General features: G+C 71.1%; 2 protein-coding genes. One reads left to right on the forward strand and one right to left on the reverse strand.

Annotation, left to right across the window (positions count from 1 at the left end):
• The coding region (locus ACE5CZ_RS02905; protein ID WP_374945864.1) for an AAA domain-containing protein at window positions 1-4218 on the forward strand (4218 nt) is incomplete at its 5' end.
• 168 nt (window positions 4219-4386) lie between these two features.
• On the opposite strand, the gene ACE5CZ_RS02910 is transcribed toward ACE5CZ_RS02905, so the two are convergent.
• Window positions 4387-5679: an APC family permease gene (locus ACE5CZ_RS02910; RefSeq protein WP_374945865.1), complete on the reverse strand. Its 1293-nt coding sequence runs from the start codon at window positions 5677-5679 to the stop codon at window positions 4387-4389.
• Window positions 5680-5776 lie beyond the last annotated feature (97 nt).

Consider the following 5776-nt stretch of genomic DNA (forward strand, 5'->3'; position numbering starts at 1 on the left):
GAGGCCGAGCTGCCCTACCGACTCGAGGAGTCGGTGAGCCTCGCCATCCTGCGCTTCTCGACCTTTCAGATCTGGAAGGACCTCGATCGCAACTGGCGCTCGCTGCTGTCGAACCCGGTCGTCAGGCATCTGGTCGAGCGCCCGGGCGAGACGTTCGTCGAGCCTGCCGGCAGCGGCGCTCGACCGGCGGTCGACGAGGCGGCCCTGCGACTTCCGATCGCGGCCGACGGCTCGCAGATGGCCGCCATCGTGCGGGCCACGAGCGGCGAGTCGTTCGTGCTCGAGGGCCCTCCCGGCACGGGCAAGTCGCAGACCATCACGAACCTCATCGCGCACGCCCTGACCGAGGGCAAGACCGTGCTCTTCGTGGCCGAGAAGCAGGCCGCCCTCGAGGTGGTCAAGCGCCGGCTCGATCAGATCGGACTCGGCGCGTTCAGCCTCGAACTGCACGGCGCGAAGCAGTCGATGAACACGATTCGCGAGCAGCTGCGCGAGTCGCTGCGTCTGCGCGTGCCCGCCGATCCGCACGCCTGGGCCCTGGCCGACACCCGGCTGCGCGGGGCGATCGCCGAGCTCGACCGGCATCCGGCGCGAGTGCATTCGCCGAACGCGCTCGGCTACACGGTGTGGTCTGCCTACGATGCGCTGGCGACCTTGGGCGAGGGGCCCACGGCGGCCGTTGCCACGGGCTGGCTCACGACGACGCCGTCGGAGAGCCCGACGATCATCGCCCGAGACTTTCGCGATGCCGCCCAGCGCTTCGGCCTGCGGCCGGCGCACCCGTGGCTCATTGCGGGCGTGACAGATCCGGCGCAGCTTCAGGCCGTCACAGTATCGGATGCGCTGCGCGACGTCGCCGCCGTTCGCCCTCGACTCGACGAGCTGTCGCCCGAGGCGCGCCTCGCCCTGGCAGACCTGCGCCCGGCGACCGAGCTGCCCGTCGCATCCCGCCTGCTCGACGCCCGTTCGCGCGGCCTGCTGCCTGCTGCCGACGCGCTCGCCGCCATCGACCGCACGAGTTGGCGCGAGGCATCCGACGCCCTGCGCACCGGCCTCGCCGACTATCTCGAGCGGCACTCTGCCGTGCTCGCGGATGCCTCGGCCGCGGCCATCGAGGCGCCCCGGCTCGACGAGTGGACCGAGCGCTCGACCACGCTCGACGGAGCCTGGTTCCTGCCCGACCTGCGCCGCCGGTCGATCCGCGCCTCTCTCAAACCCCTGCTGCGCGCCGGCTCCGAGCCCAGCGGTAGGGCCGTCACCCCGCTGCTCGTCGCGCTGCAGTCCGCCCGGTCGGATGCGCAGGAGCTGCAGCGCCAGGCCGCAACTCTGGCGGGTCTCGGTCTTCCCGCCGGCTGGCAGCCCTACGCGCCCGACGCGAAGAACGCGCTCGATACGGCCGTGCGCACCTCGCTCGGATCCGTCTGGCTGGCGAGGCGCACCCCGCGCGCGTGGGGCTGGATCTCGAACGGGCGGAGCGCCGGCGCACGTGCGACGACCGGCTCCGGCACCGACACCGTGCGCGGCACCGACACCGTGCGCGGCACCGACACCGTGCGCGACACCGACACAGCCATCGTGCGCGACATCGACACGAGCTTCACCCGCTGGCTCGCCGCCATCGGCGCGACCGGTCTCACCGTTCGGCAGTGGGCCCACGGCCGCGACTGGATCTCTGCCTGGGCCACCGACGAGGTCACCTGGCTGATCGATGTGCGCGCCACCGGCCTGCTTCAACTGCAGCGGTTCACCGAAACGAGGCGCCAGCTCGAACACCTGCGCGAACTGGGCCTCGCCGGTTTCAGCACGCAGCTGGCGACGGGCCAGATCGAGCCGACCGACGCATCCGAAGCACTGCTGCGCGGCCTCGCCGCCGCGTCGCTCGAGGAGCGGCTCGCGAGCTCGAGCCTCGACGCGTTCGACGGCGACGCTCAAGACCGGCACGTCTCGGCCTACCGCGACCAGGGCGCGCTCGTGCGCGAGCAGTTGCGCAGCGAACTCGCCTCCGAACTGCTCGCCGCCCGCCCCTTCGACGCCGACGAGCTGCGCGGAGAGGTCGCCGAACTCGCCCGCCAGATCGAGCGAAAGCGCGGGGGCCTCGCCTTTCGCGAGGTGGCCCGCCGCTACCCGCGAGCGCTCACGTCGATCGTGCCCGTGTTCCTGATGAGCCCCGGATCCGTAGCGCACTTCCTCGATCCCGACAGCATCGAGTTCGACCTCGTGATCTTCGACGAGGCCTCGCAGATCAGGGTGCCGCAGGCCATCGGCGCGATGGGCCGCGGCAAGGCCGTGATCGTGGTCGGCGACTCGAAGCAGATGCCTCCCACGCGCATCATGCAGGTGGATGCGACCGGTCCCGACACGCCCCCGGCCGGCCGCGACGAGCCGCTCGTCGTCGAAGACCTGGAGTCGATCCTCACCGAGGCCGTGGAGTCGGGGCTGCCGCAGCTCTGGCTCAACTGGCACTACCGCAGCCAAGACGAGAGCCTCATTGCGTTCTCGAACGCCGCGTACTACGGCAACACGCTCGTGAGCCTGCCGTCGCCGAGCAGTGCGGGAGCGGGCACGACGGGTTCGGGCGGCGGCCCTGCCGCATCCGGCGGCGGCCCTGCCGCATCCGGCACCGGCCCCGGCCCCGGCACCGGCCTCAGCTGGCGCCGCGTCGACGGCATCTTCGACCGCGGCCGAACGCGCACGAACGAGGTCGAGGCCCAGGCGATCGTCGACGAGATCGTGTCGCGGCTGCGGGCACCCGCCACCATGCGCGAGTCGATCGGAGTCGTGTGCTTCAACGTGCAGCAGCGAGACCTCATCCTCGACAAGCTCGAAGACAGCACCGACCCGGTCATCCAGAAGGCGTTGCTCGCGGCCCCCGGCTCCGAGCTCTTCGTGAAGAACCTCGAGAACGTGCAGGGCGACGAGCGCGACACGATCCTGTTCTCGCTGGCGTTCTCGAAAGATCCCGAGACGGGCACGCTGCCGCTGAACTTCGGGCCGCTCAACCTTCCGGGCGGAGAGCGCCGGCTCAACGTCGCCATCACGCGCGCCAAGCGCCAGGTCGTGCTGTTCAGCTCCTTCGACGCGGCCGACATCCAGCTGACCCGCTCGCGTGCCCAGGGAATCGCCGACCTCAAGTCGTACCTGCAGTTCGCCGCGACCCGCAGTGTCGGGGCGCTTCCCGGCAGTGGCCGCGGTGGCGCGCAGGATGCCGTCACCGGCAACTACGGACGTTTCGTCGACGAGATCGCCACCGCCCTGCGCGACCGCGGACTCGAGGTCGAGACCGGCCTCGGGCTCTCGTCGTTCACCGTCGACCTCGCCGTGCGACACCGTGGGCAGGCATCCTGGGCCGTGGCCGTGATGGTCGACGGGCCCGGCTGGGCCTCGCGAGCGACGGTCAGCGACCGCGACGGTGCGCCGAACCTGCTGGTCGACGTGATGTCGTGGCCGGCCGTCATCCGTGCCTGGCTGCCGGCCTGGATCCGAGACCGCAGCGCCCTCATCGCGCGCATCGTCGTCGCGGTCGACCACCCGGCGAGCGCCCGACTGCCCGACGCGGATGCAGCCCAGGCCGTGCGCGATGCCGGCAAGGCCACCGATCGGGCCGCAGAAGACGCGCGGGCCGAAAAGGCGTTTCCGACAGCAGTGTCGACGTCGATCCTCGCGCGCGAACTGCCTGAGTTCGTGGCCGCAGACGACAGCGCGATCTATCCGCAGTCGAAGCTCGACGACCTCGATGCCGTGCCGATCATTCACGCGGTGGCCGCAGGCATCCTCGAGGTCGAGGGGCCGATACCGGTCGACCGGCTGGTGTCGACTATTGCCCGGCGCTTCGACTACAGCCGCGTCGGAGACACCAAGCGCGCGCTGCTGCAGCAGACCGTGCGCGACGCCTTCGCGATCTCGCCCGACGACTTCGCGTGGCCCGCCGGGCTCGAGGCGTCGACCTGGCGGGGAGCGCGGCGCACCCCCTCGAGCGCCGTGCGTGCCGTCACCGATGTGAGCCCGCAAGAGATCTCGAATGCGATCGAGCTACTGCTCGCCGAATCACTCTCGATCGACTCCGACGAACTCCTCCGCGAGACGGCCTCGGTGCTCGGATACTCCAGGCTCACCGACACGACGCGCACGTCGATGGAACGCGGCCTCGCCCTCGCCCTCTCCGAGAACAGGGTGCAGCGCGCCGGAACGCGTGTCGTGCGAGCCCCCGTCCCCGCCTGACCCTGACCCTGACCGAACAGTCCAACTGCCCCGGCCGAATTTCGCGGATGAGGAAAAAGTCGGCGACACCCCGCGTTCGGCCGCCGGGGAGACGGCGTGGCGCAAGAATTTCCTCATCCGTGAAAGGGCCGACGTCGGCTTCTGGTCAGGGGCGACGCTGCCTTTTGGTCAGGGGCGGCTCCTGCGCAGTGTGCGCAGCGCGAACCCTGCGAGAACCACAAGGGCTCCTGTCAGCACTGCCGGCAGCGGCAGGGTGACCACGAGGACGGCGCAGCCGAGCGCCCCGAGCACGTTGACTGCACGCGGGTAGCGCCGCGCAGAGCGCTCCTGCCGGAACGCCGCCAGGTTGGCGACGAAGTAGTACAGCAGCACCTCGAACGACGAGAACGCGATCACCCCGCGCAGATCGGCCACGAGAACGAGCACCACGACCACAAGGCCCACGGCGATCTCCGCCCGGTAGGGAGTGCTATAGCGCGGATGTACTGCGCTCAACCAGCGCGGCAGATCCGCCTCGCGAGCCATGGCGAAGGCGGTGCGCCCGATGCCCGCGATCAGCGCCAGCAGCGCGCCGAGCGAGGCGAGAGCGGCCCCGACGCGCACCGACGGCGCGGCCCACGCCCATCCATTGGCCGTCACGACGTCGACGAGCGGGTTGTCGCTCGCGGCGAGACCGGATGCGCCGAGCGCCCCGAGCGCGGTCACTCCGATCGCGGCGTAGACGACGACCACGACGGCGAACGCGATGCCGATCGCGCGCGGAATGGTTCGAGCGGGGTCGCGCACCTCCTCGCCCAGGGTGGCGATGCGCGCGTAGCCCGCGAAGGCGAAGAACAGCAGCCCCGCCGACTGCAGCACCGCCAGGGCGCCGGCCGTCGCGCTCGGACTGCCTGTGTTCGTGCCCGAATCCCTCCATTCCGCGCCCGCCCCGAGCCACGATTGGAGGGATTCGGGCACAATCGCGCCGCCTTGCGCGGCTCCGCCCAGCACCCCGGATGCGACGACGACGGCGAGCAGGGCCAGCACCGGCACCACGATCACCTTCGTGAGCAGCGCGGTGCGCGTGATGCCGAACAGGTTCACCGTCACGAGCAGCACCACCACCGCGACGGCCACGGGGCGCGCCCACGGGTCGGGAACGGCATACGCCGCGAACACCATCGCCATCGCGGCCGAGCTGGCGGTCTTACCGATGAGAAAGCTCCATCCAGCGGCGAAGCCCCACCACGGCCCGAGCACTTCTCGGCCGTACACGTAGGTGCCTCCGGCCGAGGGGTACTGCGCGGCGAGCTGCGCCGACGACGCCGCGTTGCAGAACGCGACGACGGCGGCGGTGACGAGACCCACGAGCATTTTGGTGCCGGCGATCTCTGCGGCGGGCTGGAACACCGCGAAGACTCCGGCCCCGATCATCGATCCGAGGCCGATGAACACGGCGTCGCCGAGTCCCGCCCCCCCCACCGCGTGTTCACAGTGCCGCGCAAGCAAGCGGCCGTGAGTAACCCGCGGGTGGCGCGGCGGCGCGGGCCCCGCGCCCCCCCGGTGCAAGGCCGCGGCT

The organism is Agreia sp., assembly GCF_964263775.1.
Taxonomy (GTDB): Bacteria; Actinomycetota; Actinomycetes; order Actinomycetales; family Microbacteriaceae; genus Agreia.